Here is a 14,604-nt window from a genome sequence, read left to right as displayed (position 1 = left end):
ACTTGATCTGTTGACTGACACTCCGTATTCGCGAGCAAGCCCGCTCCCACAGGGGTATTTCGCAGTTTTCTAGAACGGGTTACTTGGCCGTAAACGCCGAGTAGCTGTTCATCAGGTTGCGGTAGTTCGGGATGCGCGGCGACAGCAGGTTGGCCAGGCCTTCCATGTCGTTGCGCCAGTCGCGTTGCAACTCGCAGGCCACGGCGAACCAGTTGACCAGTTGTGCACCGGCGGCTGTCATACGCGCCCAGGCCGCTTGTTGCACGGTTTCGTTGAAGGTGCCGGATGCGTCGGTAACTACAAACACTTCAAAGCCTTCTTCCAACGCGCACAGGGTGGGGAACGCTACGCACACGTCGGTCACCACACCGGCAATGATGATCTGCTTGCGACCGGTCGCCTTGACGGCCTTGACGAAATCTTCGTTGTCCCAGGCGTTGATCTGGCCAGGGCGGGCAATGTACGGCGCGTCCGGGAACAGTGCCTTGAGCTCCGGAACCAGTGGACCGTTGGGGCCGCTTTCGAAGCTGGTGGTGAGGATGGTTGGCAGGTTGAAGAACTTGGCCACATCGGCCAGTGCCAGCACGTTGTTCTTGAACTCGTTCGGCGAGAAATCCTGTACCAGTGAGATCAGGCCAGTCTGGTGGTCGACCAACAGGACGACGGCGTCATCTTTGTTCAAACGGTTGTTAGCCATGGTTCAGTTCCTTACGGGGGTTTGAGTAATCAGAAGGCAAAGCACGAACAGCCGAACGCACCCCAGAAACCCTGGAAGTCGCTGACCGGCACGCTGGAAAGGCGGGCTTTTTCGTGGCTGTGTGAATGCACGCCGCACGGGCCGCAGCATTGGTGTACTTGAGCCTGCAAAGGCGAGCTTGGGCGCCAGTGCCCCGGCACCTTGACCACCGGCGACCAGTCCGGCAGCACCGGCACGCGCGGTGGTGCGTAATCCTCGAAATCGCCGGCGCCGTAGACCACTTTGCCGCCGACCACAGTCAGTACCGATTCGATCCACTTGATGGCTTCTTCATCGACACTGAAGAAATCCGCCGAGAGCGCGGCGACGTCGGCTAATTGGCCGACCTTGATCTGGCCCTTCTTGCCCTGTTCGGACGAGAACCAGGCGCTGCCGTGGGTGAACAGCTCCAGCGCGGTGAGGCGCGGCAGGCCCTCGGCGTGCAACTCAAGGCCGCCGACGGTGCGGCCGCTGACCATCCAGTACAGCGAGGTCCACGGGTTGTAACTGGAGACCCGCGTGGCATCGGTGCCCGCCCCTACCGGCACACCCTCGGCAAGCATGCGCTTGATCGGCGGCGTGGCTTCGGCGGCCTTGGCGCCGTAACGCTCCACGAAGTACTCACCCTGGAACGCCATGCGGTCCTGGATCGCAATACCACCGCCAAGCGCCCGCACGCGCTCGATGTTTTTCGGCGTGATGGTTTCAGCGTGGTCGAAAAACCACGGCAAGCCATTGAACGGAATATCGCGGTTGACCTTCTCGAACACGTCGAGCATTCGGGAGATGGACTCGTCATAGGTGGCGTGCAGGCGGAACGGCCAGCGCTGCTCCACCAAGTGGCGTACCACCGGCTCCAACTCCTGCTCCATGGTCAATGGCAGGTCCGGGCGCGGTTCAAGGAAGTCTTCGAAATCGGCGGCCGAGAACACCAGCATCTCACCGGCGCCGTTGTGGCGCAGGTAGTCATCGCCCTGGTGCAGCTTCACGCTGCCGGTCCAGTTCTGGAAGTCGCTGAGCTCTTCCTTGGGTTTCTGGGTGAACAGGTTGTAGGCGATGCGCACCGTCAACTGTTCGTCCTTGGCCAGTTGCTCGATTACCGCGTAGTCATCGGGGTAGTTCTGGAACCCACCGCCAGCGTCGATGGCGCTGGTGAGGCCCAGGCGATTGAGTTCGCGCATGAACTGGCGGGTCGAGTTGACCTGATACTCCAGTGGCAGTTTCGGGCCTTTGGCGAGGGTCGAATACAGGATCATCGCGTTAGGACGTGCCACCAGCATGCCGGTGGGGTTGCCGTTGCTGTCACGCACGATCTCGCCGCCCGGCGGGTTCGGCGTGTCCTTGGTGTAACCCGCCACGCGCAGGGCAGCACGGTTGAGCAAGGCGCGGTCGTACAGGTGCAGCACGAACACCGGGGTGTCCGGCGCAGCCTGGTTGAGCTCTTCCAGCGTGGGCATGCGTTTTTCGGCAAACTGGAATTCGTTCCAGCCACCCACCACGCGCACCCATTGCGGGGTGGGCGTGCGGTCGGCCTGGTCCTTGAGCATGCGCAACGCATCGGCCAGGGACGGCACGCCTTCCCAGCGCAGTTCGAGGTTGTAGTTCAGGCCGCCACGGATCAGGTGCAGGTGGGAGTCGTTGAGGCCGGGGATCACGGTGCGTCCCTTGAGGTCGATGACCTGGGTGCCACTGCCGCGCAGGGCCATCGCTTCACCGTCGGTGCCGACGGCGACAAAGCGCCCCTGGCTGATGGCGACGGCCGTTGCACGCGGGTTTTCACGGTCCACGGTGTGGAACTGGCCATTGAACAGAATCAGATCGGCGTTCATAGGGTTTCCTTTACAGAGGCTTCAAGCCAGGGAGCGAACAGGCGGGTGGCCGCTGGCATCAGCAGGTAGACCACCAGCAACACGATGGTCAGGGTGACCAGGAAAGTGGCGACCACATAGTTGGAGAGGAACGGATGCAGGCGCAGGATCGGGCCCCAGATGATCGGGACCAGCAGGGTCAGCGGCAGGATCACAAACAGGGTGACTACGGCCTGTTTCCAGCGGGGTGGCTTGGCGGCGTTTTCGGTTTCGGGGTTGAACCAGAACTCGTTGACGGCGCCGATTTCGGTGTTGTCGCCGTCGGCCAGCAGGGGGGCGGCTTCGTCGATCAGGGTTTTGCGCTCGGGGGAGTCGAGCCAGGTTTCCAGGGCGTCGGTGGAGCGGTAGCGCAACACGCAGGTGAACAGGGCCAGGCCGTTTTGCTTGCTGCGCACGACGTCGACGCCGAGGTGGCCGGGGCGCTCGCCGGCGATGCGTACGATGCGGCGCAGCCAGGCTTCGTAGTCGGCTTCGTGGCCTTGTTTGATGAGGTGCTTGACGACCAGGGTGACGACTTCGTCGGGGCTGGTGTTGGGTGCTGGGTCCATGATGTTTGATTCCCCCTGGAAAGTTGAGCGATGGGGGAGTTTGGAGTGGATGACGGGTGGGAAATTGGATGTATGTGCTGTCTAGCGAAGCATCATCGCTTGCTGCGCGTAACCTCCCGCTACCCAGAAACCTACGTAAGCCTGAATGCATGATGAAGCTCACGTAGGCACCGATGTTTTATTTGATTTGTTTAGTTAGTTTAACTCAACCGCCGCCACCGACCTGGCCCCTCATATGCAAAGGCATAAGTATCGCCTTTCCTTATCGTAACCTGATGGCCTCCGACCACTCCCTCCCCAGAAATCACAGCATCTAAAGTAGCGTTAGACGTTACAAAGACCACGCTATTGATTTTTTCGGCATAGCGCGGCAATCGTATTGGCGAAACATAGTTACCGTCACTCAGTACATAACGGGCAAACTTTTCACCAAATGGCGGTGCCGGCACCGTCGCACCATTCGTATTTGGCGTATAAACATCACATAAAAATTCCCAGCGCTTATTCAAATAAACAAACGCAGCAAGATCGCCCGCTGACATTGGAACATGAATATCAGCTGGAAATATCGAGTGCCTTATCGTCAACGTCGTGCTAATTTCTCGACCTATCGCAACCACCAATCCATGCTCGCCATAGGGTGAGTTGGCAGGGTCCGGCAAAATAATATGACTGCGCGAACAGCCATAAAAAACCCAATAAATAAGACTCAGCCTATAAGGAATGTAATTCGTCGGCTCATAGCAAGGCCACGCCGCATTATAATAACCAAAACGAAACTGATTGGCGTAGATGATATTATCAACAAGCCGATGACGCAAAGACCAGTCCGTGTTAATTATGAAGTGCTTCATAATAGGACTAGCAGCAGTACCGGCCGCAAACCAACTCATCACATCGGGAGACATATCATCAGGTACGTGAAACACCTTGGTATATTTAGCTGCCTGAATAGCTCGCAGCTCCCAAGCAGGCTTATTTTCAGCCGCTACTTTATCAACAAATGCTTTTAATTGAGAGGATGAGGGCTGGTTATGTCCAATCCAGCGCTGATTGACTCCCGGCCAGAAATCCGAATTTCGAGTACCATCGTTGTAGGCGATGATCACTGTCTTACCTAGTGTAGCCAGTTGTGCTATGTTGAAGCTTCGAAATCTAGGAGGAGCTATAACCATCCGTAATGAGTTTTTAATAATCCCAGCCAACTCGAGGTGTGCGGCCGGCGTAAACCCCTTAAACTGATGAAAATCAAGAACAATAACCTCACCCTTATTATTTGCATCACTGTAAAAGCTTAACACCGCATTTAAAATATCACCCTGAATCGTTCGGCCGTTATTACCGCTGTGGAATATCATGAACCGCCGGCTGTCGCCCGCCGGGTAACCAAAATAAAACTGAACCCTGATGTCAATCGCACGAATACCCGCGTGCAACTGCGTGTGAACGCTCACGTCCTGGCAAGTCTCCATTGAAGGCGTACTCGCTGCTTGCTTATCAAACGCCGACTGGTGAGTACCAGGAAGAATGGCATCTTGAACCCGAAGGTGTTTGACCGATCCATAGGCGGACATCCACCGAGCTCTATGCACATTGTTATACGGACGACATATGCCACCACTCCAACTTCCATTCGGGCACCAACCGGCGTTAGGTGAATTCTCATCATCCGGCTTAAGACTTAATAAATCAGGCATTATATCTTCTGGGAGTGGCCGACCTTCGGGAAATCGACTCATGCCATGATCGTGGCCAAAAACAGTCACCTCTTCAGGCTTTAACGTACCATCTTCATTTATGTCATCAGGGGCAACACCCCGCAACTCAGCGGTTTCTTTTTTGCGCGCCATGTTCGACTCCTTGACTACTGTAAGTGCGTTTAATTGCTATACAGTTAACACGGCGCCCCAAAATACAACTACTGTGAAGAATGACAGTCTTTAAACATATTTCGCTATAAAATACATAGCCAATATACCGTTAAGCCTCGTCTACAAAACACGAGCCATATGCTCCCCAATCCTCCCCCGCAACCACCGCTCCGCCGGATCATTGTCATGCACCCCACTCCACACCATCGACAACTCCGCAGCATCAATCGCAAACGGCGGGTCCTCTGCCCGCAACGTAGTGCCCTCGGTCAACGCACACGCCGCATAGTCCGGCACGGTCGCAATAATCTGCGTACCGGCCAACAACGCCCGCAGCCCACTGAACTGCGGCACGGCCAACACCACCCGCCGCGCCCGGCCAATGCGCGCCAGGTCCAAGTCGATATTGCCACTCAGGTCCCCCGAAAACGACACCATCGCATGGGGCCGCTCACAGTAATCATCCAGCGTCAGCGGCTCAGAGCCATCGTCGCCGCGCAGTACCTTGCAGGGGATGTCCCGCAGTTTCTTGCGCTTGGCATTCGCCGGTAATTCAGTGGTGTAGCTCACCCCCACCGAAATCTCGCCGCTGGCCAGCAACGTCGACATCAGCAGGTAATTGGCGCGGCGCACCACCACGACAATCCCCGGGGCTTCTTCGCGCAGTTGGCTGAGCAGTGGCGGGAACAGGCCGAACTCGGCGTCGTCGGACAGGCCAATGCGAAACACCGCGCAGCTGGTGGAGGGGTCGAAATCCTTGGCGCGACTGACGGCGCCCGAGATGATGTCCATGGCCGGTTGCAACTCCTTGAGTATCGCCACGGCACGTGGCGTGGGCTCCATGCCCCGCCCGTTGCGCAACAGCAACGGGTCGTCGAACAGGTCGCGCAGGCGGCCCAGGGCCGCGCTCACCGCCGGCTGGCCCATGAAGAGCTTTTCGGCAACGCGGGTCAGGTTCTTCTCGAACATCAACGCTTCGAAAATCACCAGCAGGTTCATGTCGACGCGGCGTAGGTCGTTGCGGTTCATGGAGGTATCCAAACGGTTGGCAAGTACACAGAAAATCACGCCAGACGCTGCCGCGATTGCACCGCTGTGCTGTCTTTTCGGTGACTGCACCTGGCGAAATTAACAACGATTAACTCGTCAGCCAGGCGGTCAGGCGCCAAGAATGTATCGGTCTACACTGCATCCATTCACCGGGAACGCTCCCATCGACTGCGGACATCCGTCATGGCCCGACTTGAACTCCAGGCTCCCCGTTTATCCGCGACCGGCGGCCTATGCCCCCGGCGCGAGCGTATCGCCAAGCAACTGATTCAGGCCAACCTCGGCGAAAGCCTGGCAATTGCCGACCTGGCCCAGGCCTGCGCATTGTCGCGCAGCCATTTTTCCCGCGCGTTCAAGTGCACCACCGGGCTGTCGCCTCAGGAGTGGATACGCCAACAACGCATCCAAAGGGCCAAGGAGCTGATCACCGGTTCCGCCCTGAGCCTCACGCAAATCAGCCTGGAGTGTGGGTTCTGCGACCAGGCGCACTTCTGCCATATGTTCACCCGCAGCGAAGGCGTCAACCCGATGACCTGGCGAAATCACCACATGCGTCACAAGCCTCACGTGATCGCGGCCTAGTGGTACACCTGCACCTGGAATATGCTTGCCCGATCCTTTCCCAGAGCATGGGCAACCATGAATGACCTCAGCGATCAGGCCGTGCAGTTCGGCCCTTACCGCATCCATCCGCGCCAGCGCCTGGTGCTGGAGGCTGGTCGCCCGTTGCGCCTGGGACGACGGGCAGTGGAGATCCTGCTGATCCTGTTGGAACAGGCCGGCAATGTGGTGAGCAAACAAGAGTTGATCGCCCGCGTCTGGCCGAAAAGCGTCGTGGAAGACGGCAACCTGCGGGTGCACATGGCGGCGTTGCGCAAGGCCCTGGGCGATGGCCAGGCCGGGCAGCGCTATATCGTGACGGTGGCCCAGCGTGGCTACAGTTTTGTGGCGCCACTGAGCATCGAGCCGATGAGCCTACCCAACGACGGCGCCCCACTCGGCCAGGGGCACAACCTGCCCCTGCGCCGTACGCGGATGATCGGTCGCCAGGCCCTGATCGACAGCCTGGTGCAGCAATTGCCCGAGCGCCGCTTTATCACCCTCACCGGCACCGGGGGGATCGGCAAGACCACCGTCGCCTTGCGCGTCGCGGAACTGCTGATCGGGCATTACCGCGACGGCATTCGCCTGTTGGACCTGACGCCCCTCAGCACACCGTCGATGATCCTGCCCAACCTCGCCGCCCTGCTCGACCTCACCGCAGTCGAACATGAACCCCTGGCAACGTTTGCCCGCAGCTTGCAAGAGCGCCAGTTGCTGCTGGTGATCGACAACTGCGAACACTTGCTGGACGACATCGCGCTGATCAGCGAAACCCTCCTGCGCCACGCGCCCAAGCTGCACATCCTGGCCACCAGCCGCGAAGCGTTGCGCGCCGAGGGTGAACATGTGCAACGCCTCGACCCCTTGGCCTGCCCGCCCGCTACCGGCAATCGCGCCCAGGCACTCGGTTACCCGGCCCTGCAATTGCTGGTCGAACGGGCCATGTCCCAGCAGGACAGCTTTGAGTTGAGCGAGGCCGAACTGCCGCTGGCGATTGATATCTGCCAGCGCCTCGACGGCATTCCCCTGGCCATCGAGTTGGTAGCGGCGCAAATCGAACGCTTCGGCTTGCCAGGGCTGCTGGTGCAGATGGAAGACAACTTCCGCCTGCTGACCCGTGGTCGGCGCAGTGCCCTGCCCCGTCATCAAACCTTGCGCGCCACGCTGGACTGGAGCTTTGAGCTGTTGACGGCATGCGAGCAAATTTGCCTGCGCCGCCTGGCGGTGTTCCGGGGTGAGTTCAGCCTGGCCAGCGCGGCGGCGGTGATCGCCGGGGAGCAGATTGCGCCGACTGAAGTGCTGGGGTCCATCACGCAGCTGGTGGCCAAGTCCTTGATCAATGTGGAGGCCGGCGATGATGAGATGGTCTATCGCCTACTGGACATCACCCGCACCTACGCCCTGGAAAAACTCAGCGTTGCCGACGAACTCGCCATCACCCGCGAACGTCACGCCGAGCGCTGCCTCGCCCTGATGAACCAGGCGCAGGACGATTGGGAAATCACCGCTACGCAGGTGTGGATCGACCGCTACGCAGGGCTGCGCGAAGACATCCGCGCCGCCCTCGATTGGGGCCTGGGCGACGGCGGCGTGCACGTGCTGGGCATACGCCTGACCGTCAGCGCCATGCCGTTGTGGCAGGAACTGTCACTGCTGCGCGAACACGGCCTGTACGTGGGCAAGGCCCTGTTGCGCCTGGGGCAATCGAGCACACCCAGCCAACGCTTGCACATGGCGTTGCAGTTGGCGCTGGGCAGTTTTTCCTACCACGCTCAGGGTGGCACGCCGCAGACCATCGAGGCCTTTACCTGCGCCCGGCGCTTGGCGGAAGCCGGCAAGGATTTGGCCGGCCAGTTGCGCGCGGTATCGGGCCATATGGCCGTCAACCTGTGCTGTGGCAACTACCGCGAAGCCTTGGTCCAAAGCCTGCATTTCGACCAACTGGGCCCCCAGGCCGAGCCGTTGCTAGCCCTCAGCGCTCAACGTTTGCGCGTGCTGGCGCAGCACTTTGCAGGCAACCAGGCGCTGGCGCAGCACAATGCCGAACAGGTGATCCAGCGCATGGCCCAGAGCGGTCATCTCAACCGGTTCACCCATGGCTTTGGTGTGCAGTACGACCAGAGCGTCGCCTCGTTGACCATCCTTGCGCGCATCCTGTGGCTGCGCGGCTTTCCGGAGCGCGCCTGGCGTACCGCAAGCCAGGCATTGGAACTGGCACTGCAGATCAATCACGGCACATCGATTTGCTACACCCTGGCCCTGGCCGGGGTGGTGATCCCTCACTACAACGGAGACACCGCCACCGCCCGCGACAACCTCGACCTGCTGTTGCAACAGGCACAGAAGCATTCAGTGCAGTTGTTCCAGACCTGGGCGCGCTGCTACGAAGGCACGCTGCAGATGGCGGATGTGCAGGGTTTGGGATTGGTCGAAGATACGTTGGTGACGTTCAATGCCATCGAGGTGCAAGACGCCGTTTTCGAACGTGCCAGAACCGGCGCGGCGGGCTGGTGCACTGCGGAGATCCTGCGGGTGCGCGCCGATGGCATGGCCGATACCCGTGCCGCCGAGGCGCTGCTGCTCGAAGCCCTGGGCCTGGCGCACCAGCAAGGGGCGCTGGCCTGGGAGTTGCGTTGCGCGACGTCGCTGGCCCGGTTGTGGCAGCGACAAGCACGCCTGCAGCCGGCGCGTGATCTGTTGAGTTCCGTGCATGCACGGTTTACCGAAGGCTTTGCAACCCAGGATCTAATAAGCGTACGCAGCCTGCTCGACGAGCTGCAAGACAAACGGCCGGCCTGAAAACGGCCCCAGGTAATGCCCATACCCTTGCTGCAGACGCGCCACTTGTGCCGGATCACGCAAGTGCGCCAGCGCATAGCTGCGCACGCAATTGAGCAGGCGATAGCGCGCCTCACCTGGCCCCGGCTCCAGGCTCAGCAGCGAAGTGTTCACCAGGCGACCTAGCAAATAGGCCAGGTCGGCGTGTTCCAACTCCGTACCGGCGACCAGCTCACTCAAGGTGGGCAACGTCACTGCCATCTTGAACAAACTCAACTGCAGGAACAGCCAGCGCTCCGGCAGGCTCAGGCGCTCGTAGGTCCAGTCCAGGGCGGCCGTCAGCGATTGGTGACGCTCCACCGCCGTGCGCCGGCCCCGGGTCAGCACTTGCAAGCCTTGGCGCAATTGCAACTGCAAGCCACGCACACCCAGTGCATCCACTTGGGCAGCCGCCAGTTCGAGGGCCAGGGGGAGTGCGTCGAGGCGCCGGCAGATATCCCGCAGGGGCGCCAAGTCCTGGGTCCGCAATGCAAAACCCTGTTGGCTGGCAGCCGCCCTTGCGACAAACAATTGCACCGCTGGATAGGCCATCGCCTGCTCCACGCTGCTCAGCGCCGACGGTGCGGGCACCGCCAGTCGAGGCACGCGCTGTACCCATTCGCCGGCGATCTGCAACGGTTCGCGACTGCTGATCAGCACACTCACCTGAGGGGCTTTTTCACGCAGTACGCGCAGTAAGTGCCGGCAGGCGCCGAGCAGCAGGTCGGCGCCGTCGAGCACCAGCAGTAATTGTCGGTCGGCCAATTGGCGAGCCAACTCAGTGGCGCTGCCGCTGGATTCCAAGTGCAACGCGGCGGCCAGGTGGCGCAGCATGCTCATCGGCGCGTCCACCGTGGCCAGGTCGACCCACCACACGCCGTCGCGGTAACGCGGCAATACGCGTTCGGCCAGGGCCAGGGCCAAGGTGCTCTTGCCCACGCCAGCGCAACCGGTGAGCGTCACCAGGCGTTGCCCGGACAGGCGCCGCACCAGCACGCCCAACAACGCGTCACAGCCGATCAGCGGGTTGAGCCGCGCCGCCAGGTTATGCCGGGGCGTCACGTGCTGGATCGTCCCTTGCACAGGCGCGGCAAAACAGTAGCCGCGCTGCGGGTCATTGAGGATAAAACTCGGGCCTTCAAGGGCGCGGCGCAGTGCGGCGATGTGCACCCGCAGGTTGTTTTCTTCCACCACGCTGTTCGGCCAGACCCGCTCGATCAACGTGACCTTGCTGATGAACTGCCCTGGTGTTTCAAGCAGCACGGTGAGGATATCCAACGCCCGCCCGCCCAACGGCACCGGCCAGCCTGCCTTGCTGACCAGCCGCTGTTGCCGGTGAAAGGCATAGGCACCGAAGCGCACCGTGCCATCAGCGTCAATCGCCTGAGGGTTGTTCATGTGTGCAATCGCGCTGAAACGCCCGGCCTTGGGCGTTTGCGCATCCTTTTCCATGGGCTTGCAGCTATCTTGCCAGCTAGCGATGACAGGACAATGCTGGCACGGGGAGCGACACGGACATTCGGGGGTGTGAGACGGACATCCCGTCGTTAACTGAACTGTTGTCGGTATTGGGTGGGGTTAAGGCCGAGCTTCTCACTGAACAGAAAGCGCATATAGCGCACGCTGCCGAAGCCTGCGTGGAACGCCACGGTCTTGAGCGGCAGGTCGGTGGTTTCCAGCAACTGGCGGGCACGGTCGATGCGCGCGCCCTGCAGGAAGGCCATGGGGGTCATCTGCACGTCCTTGGCAAACAGCCGCGCAAAATGGCGCGCGCTCATGCCGGCCAGTTCGGCCATGGACTCAATGGTGAACGGTTGGTCGAGGTGCGCCAGCACATGGTTTTGCACGCGAGTGATCGCGGTTTCCTGGGGCGCCACCGCTGCGGTCATCGGGCTGAACTGCGCCTGGCCGCCCTGGCGCTTCATCACCACCAGCAGCACCTTGGCCACGTCCACCGCGACTTCCTTGCCGTGGTCCTGGGCCACGATCGACAGCGCCAGGTCGATGCCTGCCGTGACCCCGCCCGAGGTGATCAAACGCCCGTCTTGCAGGTAGATACGATCGGTCTCGACGATAGCCTTGGGAAACGCCTTGATCAGGCGTTCGGTGTAGTGCCAATGGGTGGTCACGCGATGACCGTCCAGCAGCCCGGCGTGGCCCAGCACAAAGGCGCCGGTGCAGATCGAACCAAAGCGCCGCGCCCGTGGCGCAGCCGCCTTGAGCCAGGGCAACAACGCCGGGTGGCATTCGTTATAGGCACCGGGGCCACCGGGTACCAATAGCAGGTCGTAGGCGCCGTCGGCCTGGTCCAACAGCAGGTCGGTCTGCACCACCACGCCGTTGGAGGCGCGCAACGGCCCAGGTTCGGTGCCCAGGGTGAGGATCTGGTAATGCGCGGCCGCCGGCAGGTAGCGGTTGGCGATGGAAAACACTTCGAGCGGCCCGGCCATGTCGAGCAGGAGGAAGTCCGGAAACAGCGCCATGGCCACGGTTTTCATAGGGCAAAACATCCATAAATAGAAAGAAGCTCAGGGGACAGCCGGAGCATTATGGCACGGTCTTTATTGTCAACCCCAAGGTGACAGTTATTCAGATCTCATCTTCTTAATGAATTTTTCAGTAACCATTAATCTTCTTCTCAACGCAGGAGCCCTGCATACCGCAGCCCGCTCTCACTTGAGGACAAGACCATGCTGACCCTTCGCCAAGCTTCGGAACGCGGCGCCGCCAATCACGGTTGGTTGAAGTCGTTCCACACCTTCTCGTTCGCCAACTACTGGAACCCGAAAGAACAGGGTTTTTCCGACCTGCTGGTGATCAACGATGACCGCGTAGCGGCCGGCAAAGGCTTCGGCCAGCACCCGCACCGCGACATGGAGATCTTCTCCTATGTGCTCGAAGGCGCCCTGGAACACAAGGACACTCTTGGCACAGGTTCGGTGATCCGCCCAGGCGATGTGCAACTGATGAGCGCCGGCAGCGGCGTGGCCCACAGCGAGTTCAATCACAGCCAGACCCGTGGCGTGCACTTCCTGCAAATCTGGATCGTGCCCGCCGAAGCTGGCGCCGAGCCGCGCTATCAGCAGGAGCATTTCAGCGAGGCACAGAAACGTGGACGCTTGCAGTTGATCATCTCGCCAGACGGTGCTGACGGCTCCCTGAGCGTGCGCCAGGACGCACGGGTGTACGCCGGGCTGTTCAACGGTGATGAAGCCGCGACCCTCGACCTGCCGCCAGACCGGCATGTGTACATCCATGTGGCCAGCGGCAGCGTTGAAGTCAACGGTCAGCGCTTGCAGGAGGGCGACGGTGCCCGAGTGCGGGATGAGCGCCAGATTCGCCTGAGCCAAGGCACGGACGCTGAGGTGCTGGTGTTCGACCTGCGCCCCCTGGAATTGCCGCAGATGCCGTGACCGTCCCTGCGATAGCCCGCCAAAACGGGCTATCGCTGGCATCGATAGTCACCATCAGCCCAATGAAGTTCTCTAAAAAAATGCAACGCGTAACATCAAACCCATACCCAGCGGCACCCAACTAAAACACTCGGAGCACACTCTCATGAAACGCCAAATCTTGCTTAGCCTCGCTTTCTCGGTACTCGCAGCCAACGCATTTGCCCACCCTGTTGTCGCTGAAGGCGGCGCGGATCGTCTGATGGAAAGTCGTGTTGCCGAAGGTGGTGCCGACCGTCTGCAAGGCAACCGCGTCGCCGAAGGTGGTTCGGATCGTCTGCTGGAACGTCGTGTCGCCGAAGGTGGTGCTGACCGTCTGCAAGGCAACCGCGTTGCCGAAGGTGGCTCGGATCGCTTGCTGGAACGTCGTGTCGCCGAAGGCGGTGCCGACCGTCTGCAAGGCAACCGTGTTGCCGAAGGTGGCTCGGATCGCTTGCTGGAACGTCGTGTCGCCGAAGGTGGTGCTGACCGTCTGCAGAGCAACCGCGTATAACCCCGCAGTGTTTGCGGGGCACCCCAAACCGGCCTGATCAGCCGGTTTTTTTTCGCCTGTCATTAATGCAGGTCGCGGTCCACCCACAGCACTGCCTTGCCGATCTGTTGCCGCGCCTCGATGCGTTCATGCACCTGCTGCACCGTGTCGAGGGTGTAATGCCCTTCGATCTCCACCGTCAACGCCCCTTCAAGCATCGCCGCAAACACCGCATTGGCGCGCCGTTGCACCGTAGCGCCGTCGGCCATATGGTCGGCCAGTCGCGGGCGCGTCAAATACAATGAGCCCGCTTCGCCCAGTTCCATCGGGTCCAGGTCGGTCAGCGACCCCGAGACATTGCCGTAATTGACGATCAGGCCCCGTGTACGGCAGGCGCGAAAGCTGTCTCGCAGGGTGCTTTTGCCCAAGGAGTCGAACACCACGTCCACGCCTTTGCCGTGCGTGGCGTCGAGCACACGGTCGGCAAAGCGCCCATCGTCGTAGGTCCAAGCCTGGTGAGCACCGCGTTGTTGCGCAATCGCGCATTTTTCAAGGGTGCTGCCAGTGGCAAACACGGTCGCCCCCAAATGCCGAGCCATCTGCACCAGCAACTGACCGATGCTGCCGGACGCCGCGTGCACCAGGCAGCTGCTGCCGGCCTGCAATCGTGCGACATCATCGATCAGGTAATGGGCGGTGCAGCCTTGAAACATCGCCGCAGCCGCCTGATCGAAGGCGATGGCGTTGGGGATCTGTGCGATTTTTTCGACCGGCACCAGTGCGTATTCGGCATACGCGCCCCAGGCAATGCACCAGGCGACCCGATCCCCCACGGCCAGATGCCTGACGCCGTCACCGATCTCCACCACCACCCCCGCGCCTTCCATGCCCAAGGTGCAGGGCAGACGCACCGGATAGGTCACCGAATTGGCATATTTGCCTTGGCGCGTATGGATATCCATGAAATTGATGCCGGCGCACGCCACTTTGATCAGCACATGCCCCGGCGTGACCTGAGGTTTGGGTACGTCCTGGCGCACTTGAACAACGTCTGGGCCGCCATAGGTTTGCAGGGTGATGGCTTTCATCGCGGGAACAACTCCGTTTGCACTGGAAAGCGCACATGGTAAAAGGACACCTTCAGACGGAAAATTCCCCATTCAATCCCATCCTCTGTGCGGAAATAA

The 14,604-nt window shown here is 60.6% G+C and carries 12 protein-coding genes; 4 read left to right on the top strand and 8 right to left on the bottom strand.

Going from position 1 to position 14,604, the window contains the following annotated elements:
- Window positions 1-79: 79 nt before the first annotated feature.
- From ycaC to CFE47_RS00770, 5 genes are all read right to left on the bottom strand, one after another.
- A complete protein-coding gene (gene ycaC, locus CFE47_RS00790; protein ID WP_185706960.1) occupies window positions 80-697 on the bottom strand; it encodes an isochorismate family cysteine hydrolase YcaC in 618 nt (205 codons plus the stop codon).
- A 29-nt stretch (window positions 698-726) separates the two neighbouring features.
- Window positions 727-2,565, bottom strand: a complete 1,839-nt coding sequence (locus CFE47_RS00785; protein WP_286835066.1) for an amidohydrolase — start codon at window positions 2,563-2,565, stop codon at window positions 727-729.
- Complete coding sequence (locus CFE47_RS00780; RefSeq protein WP_185706955.1) at window positions 2,562-3,152, bottom strand: antibiotic biosynthesis monooxygenase; 591 nt, start codon at window positions 3,150-3,152, stop codon at window positions 2,562-2,564. Before CFE47_RS00780 ends, CFE47_RS00785 begins: the two co-directional genes overlap by 4 nt.
- Before the next feature lie 200 nt (window positions 3,153-3,352).
- Window positions 3,353-5,002: a PI-PLC domain-containing protein gene (locus tag CFE47_RS00775; protein ID WP_286835065.1), complete on the bottom strand. Its 1,650-nt coding sequence runs from the start codon at window positions 5,000-5,002 to the stop codon at window positions 3,353-3,355.
- Window positions 5,003-5,143: 141 nt separating this feature from the next.
- Complete coding sequence (locus tag CFE47_RS00770; protein WP_286835064.1) at window positions 5,144-6,052, bottom strand: LysR family transcriptional regulator; 909 nt, start codon at window positions 6,050-6,052, stop codon at window positions 5,144-5,146.
- 204 nt (window positions 6,053-6,256) lie between these two features.
- Here CFE47_RS00770 and CFE47_RS00765 point away from each other — a divergent pair, with 204 nt between their 5' ends.
- Complete coding sequence (locus CFE47_RS00765; protein WP_286835063.1) at window positions 6,257-6,655, top strand: helix-turn-helix domain-containing protein; 399 nt, start codon at window positions 6,257-6,259, stop codon at window positions 6,653-6,655.
- Between the two features lie 57 nt (window positions 6,656-6,712).
- Window positions 6,713-9,475, top strand: a complete 2,763-nt coding sequence (locus CFE47_RS00760) for an ATP-binding protein (RefSeq protein ID WP_286835062.1) — start codon at window positions 6,713-6,715, stop codon at window positions 9,473-9,475.
- Here CFE47_RS00760 and CFE47_RS00755 read toward each other — a convergent pair.
- Together CFE47_RS00755 and CFE47_RS00750 are read right to left on the bottom strand one after the other, a co-directional pair.
- Entirely contained in the window at window positions 9,422-10,945 is a 1,524-nt protein-coding gene (locus CFE47_RS00755) for an ATP-binding protein (RefSeq protein WP_286835061.1), read from the bottom strand. The genes CFE47_RS00760 and CFE47_RS00755 overlap by 54 nt on opposite strands.
- Before the next feature lie 95 nt (window positions 10,946-11,040).
- The gene (locus tag CFE47_RS00750) at window positions 11,041-11,991 is read right to left on the bottom strand and encodes a GlxA family transcriptional regulator (protein ID WP_185706945.1); all 951 of its coding nucleotides are present in this window, start codon (window positions 11,989-11,991) and stop codon (window positions 11,041-11,043) included.
- Between the two features lie 192 nt (window positions 11,992-12,183).
- On the opposite strand from CFE47_RS00750, the gene CFE47_RS00745 reads away from it, so the two are divergent.
- Complete coding sequence (locus CFE47_RS00745; RefSeq protein ID WP_185706943.1) at window positions 12,184-12,906, top strand: pirin family protein; 723 nt, start codon at window positions 12,184-12,186, stop codon at window positions 12,904-12,906.
- A 145-nt stretch (window positions 12,907-13,051) separates the two neighbouring features.
- A complete protein-coding gene (locus CFE47_RS00740) occupies window positions 13,052-13,438 on the top strand; it encodes a hypothetical protein (RefSeq protein WP_286835060.1) in 387 nt (128 codons plus the stop codon).
- Between the two features lie 62 nt (window positions 13,439-13,500).
- Here CFE47_RS00740 and CFE47_RS00735 read toward each other — a convergent pair whose 3' ends face one another.
- Entirely contained in the window at window positions 13,501-14,505 is a 1,005-nt protein-coding gene (locus CFE47_RS00735; protein ID WP_286835059.1) for a quinone oxidoreductase family protein, read from the bottom strand.
- Between the last annotated feature and the right edge of the window lie 99 nt (window positions 14,506-14,604).

The sequence above is a fragment of the Pseudomonas sp. PGPPP1 genome (assembly GCF_002255865.1).
Classification (GTDB): domain Bacteria; phylum Pseudomonadota; class Gammaproteobacteria; order Pseudomonadales; family Pseudomonadaceae; genus Aquipseudomonas; species Aquipseudomonas cremoris.
The sequence above is the reverse complement of the archived record's forward strand: the minus strand, read 5'-3'. Positions and strand labels throughout refer to the sequence as shown.

What these genes read in the sequence shown, in the direction of transcription:
- ycaC (WP_185706960.1), bottom strand. Translation starts at nt 697, where the DNA reads ATGGCTAACAACCGTTTGAACAAAGATGACGCCGTCGTCCTGTTGGTC.
- CFE47_RS00785 (WP_286835066.1), bottom strand. Translation starts at nt 2,565, where the DNA reads ATGAACGCCGATCTGATTCTGTTCAATGGCCAGTTCCACACCGTGGAC.
- CFE47_RS00780 (WP_185706955.1), bottom strand. Translation starts at nt 3,152, where the DNA reads ATGGACCCAGCACCCAACACCAGCCCCGACGAAGTCGTCACCCTGGTC.
- CFE47_RS00775 (WP_286835065.1), bottom strand. Translation starts at nt 5,002, where the DNA reads ATGGCGCGCAAAAAAGAAACCGCTGAGTTGCGGGGTGTTGCCCCTGAT.
- CFE47_RS00770 (WP_286835064.1), bottom strand. Translation starts at nt 6,052, where the DNA reads ATGAACCGCAACGACCTACGCCGCGTCGACATGAACCTGCTGGTGATT.
- CFE47_RS00765 (WP_286835063.1), top strand. Translation starts at nt 6,257, where the DNA reads ATGGCCCGACTTGAACTCCAGGCTCCCCGTTTATCCGCGACCGGCGGC.
- CFE47_RS00760 (WP_286835062.1), top strand. Translation starts at nt 6,713, where the DNA reads ATGAATGACCTCAGCGATCAGGCCGTGCAGTTCGGCCCTTACCGCATC.
- CFE47_RS00755 (WP_286835061.1), bottom strand. Translation starts at nt 10,945, where the DNA reads ATGGAAAAGGATGCGCAAACGCCCAAGGCCGGGCGTTTCAGCGCGATT.
- CFE47_RS00750 (WP_185706945.1), bottom strand. Translation starts at nt 11,991, where the DNA reads ATGAAAACCGTGGCCATGGCGCTGTTTCCGGACTTCCTCCTGCTCGAC.
- CFE47_RS00745 (WP_185706943.1), top strand. Translation starts at nt 12,184, where the DNA reads ATGCTGACCCTTCGCCAAGCTTCGGAACGCGGCGCCGCCAATCACGGT.
- CFE47_RS00740 (WP_286835060.1), top strand. Translation starts at nt 13,052, where the DNA reads ATGAAACGCCAAATCTTGCTTAGCCTCGCTTTCTCGGTACTCGCAGCC.
- CFE47_RS00735 (WP_286835059.1), bottom strand. Translation starts at nt 14,505, where the DNA reads ATGAAAGCCATCACCCTGCAAACCTATGGCGGCCCAGACGTTGTTCAA.